Source organism: Rhizobium sp. AQ_MP (assembly GCF_014237835.1).
In the GTDB taxonomy this organism is placed as follows: Bacteria; Pseudomonadota; Alphaproteobacteria; order Rhizobiales; family Rhizobiaceae; genus Allorhizobium.
Genome location: NZ_JACJVI010000047.1, coordinates 1 through 1,727, shown reverse-complemented (window position 1 = coordinate 1,727; position 1,727 = coordinate 1). Strand labels below are relative to the sequence as shown.

Genomic DNA, 1,727 nt, shown 5'->3' with positions numbered 1-1,727 from the left:
TGTCAAAGCTGGTTAGAGACGCGTGCTCACTAGCCACTTAGAAACGCGACACTAACACTGCCGATCAGCCCCGATCTGAGCGGCAGACCCGCTTGCAAGATCAGATCGGGGCGGGTGGGGCACTCCGCTTCGGCTTTAGCTTTGAGGCTGGCTAACGTCATTCTGCGGCCTCCATGCGCGCCATAGCCTTCTGCCTTTTAGCGATAACTTCCGGATCATTCATGAAATCCGTCCGAGGGCCGGGCTTGCGGCCGCGCTTCTGATAACCGTTTCCGATGCTACCGTCCCGAATGCCAAACATATGATCGGTCTGACCCGTGCGGGATGGGCCGCTCTTGCTGCGCTCAAGTTCGCGTCCGGCCTGCATCTCAGCAACGATCGACAACATGTCATCCAGCCGCTTGTTGTCGACGACCTCCGCTCGATGCACAGACCGTAATTTGTCGAAAGTTCTGTAGGGCAGGGAATAGCTCTGATGCATGATCTCCAGCCTGCCATCCGGGTAATCACAAACGACGACCTTCTGCCCGGCCAATGACCGCGAGATCTCGGTCGGATCGAGAATGAACAGCACCTTGTCGTAACGTAGCGTCAAAGCCTGCGACAGGGTACGGACTTCCTTGCGGCACATAGCACCGTCCAGGTTCTCATGATCAGCGAGAGGCCGATGCATGTCCTTCGGATTGCGCGGCAACTTGCCAAAACGTTTATTGAAGTCTTCAATGAACTCAGGTGCATAGGCATTGGCCGCATCGATTGTGCTGATGCCCCGAAGCCGCATCTCCTTCACCAGGCGATCCTGCAGCGTCTGATTGGCCCGCTCGACCCGGCCTTTAGCCTGAGGCGTGTTGGCGCAGATGATGTCGATGTTCAGTTCATAAAGCGCGCGACCGAATTGTGTCAGACCGGTCGTCCTGTCAGTCTTCGAAGCATTGGTCGACCGGAAAACACCATGCTTGTCGCTGTAGAATGCAAGCGGCTTACCCCATTGCTGCAGATAAGCCTTCGTCGCATGCAGGTAGTCAAACGTGTTCTCCGACCCAGCAAAACGTAGGTGCAACAGCTTACCGGTAGCGTCATCGATATAGACGAGGAGGGCGCATTTGGGGCCGCGGTTCTCAAACCACCAGTGATGCGATCCATCGATCTGAACCAGCTCACCAAAGCAGTCGCGCCGGCCACGAGGCTGAAAAACACGCTTCTTGCGTTCCCGGCGAGAGACCCAGATGCCGGCCTCGGTCATCCATTGCCGCAGCGTCTCCTTGGATACCGAGATCCGATGCAGCTCAATCAGCTTCTCGCGTGCAAGCGTCGGACCAAAATCCAGATAGCGTGCGCGGATCAGGTCTAGCGCCGCATTGCGAAATTCCTCGCTGTGGCGCCGATTACTTGGTCGAGATCGCTTCTTCGACACAAGGCCGGCTGGACCATCAAGATCGTAAGACCGCAGCAGCCGATGCACCTGACTTCGACTGAGTTCGAGCAACTCGGCGGCCTGGACAACGCCAAGCCTCTTGTCACGGATCTTTTGAATGACTTCGAGGCGATGCAATTCTTTCTGCGACATGGTGATCAACAAGGACATGACGACTCCGACCGCTCATGGTCTCGACCAAGCTCGAAGTCGTCATCCTTGCTCCCGACGTTGGCATTGACCAGTGCATCAAGAGGCGAGGCTGTCGCATCTCTAACTGGCCCAACTGTCGCATTACTAAATAGCCCCTACA

The 1,727-nt window shown here is 56.4% G+C and carries 1 protein-coding gene; it reads right to left on the bottom strand.

Translation table 11 applies throughout. From position 1 onward, the window contains the following. Positions 1–157 precede the first annotated feature (157 nt). Entirely contained in the window at positions 158–1,585 is a 1,428-nt protein-coding gene (locus H6M51_RS24120) for an ISNCY family transposase (protein ID WP_185812302.1), read from the bottom strand. Between the last annotated feature and the right edge of the window lie 142 nt (positions 1,586–1,727).

Bases quoted from the DNA above. Each gene is read 5' to 3' on its own strand.
- H6M51_RS24120 (WP_185812302.1), bottom strand. From the start codon at position 1,585: ATGTCCTTGTTGATCACCATGTCGCAGAAAGAATTGCATCGCCTCGAA.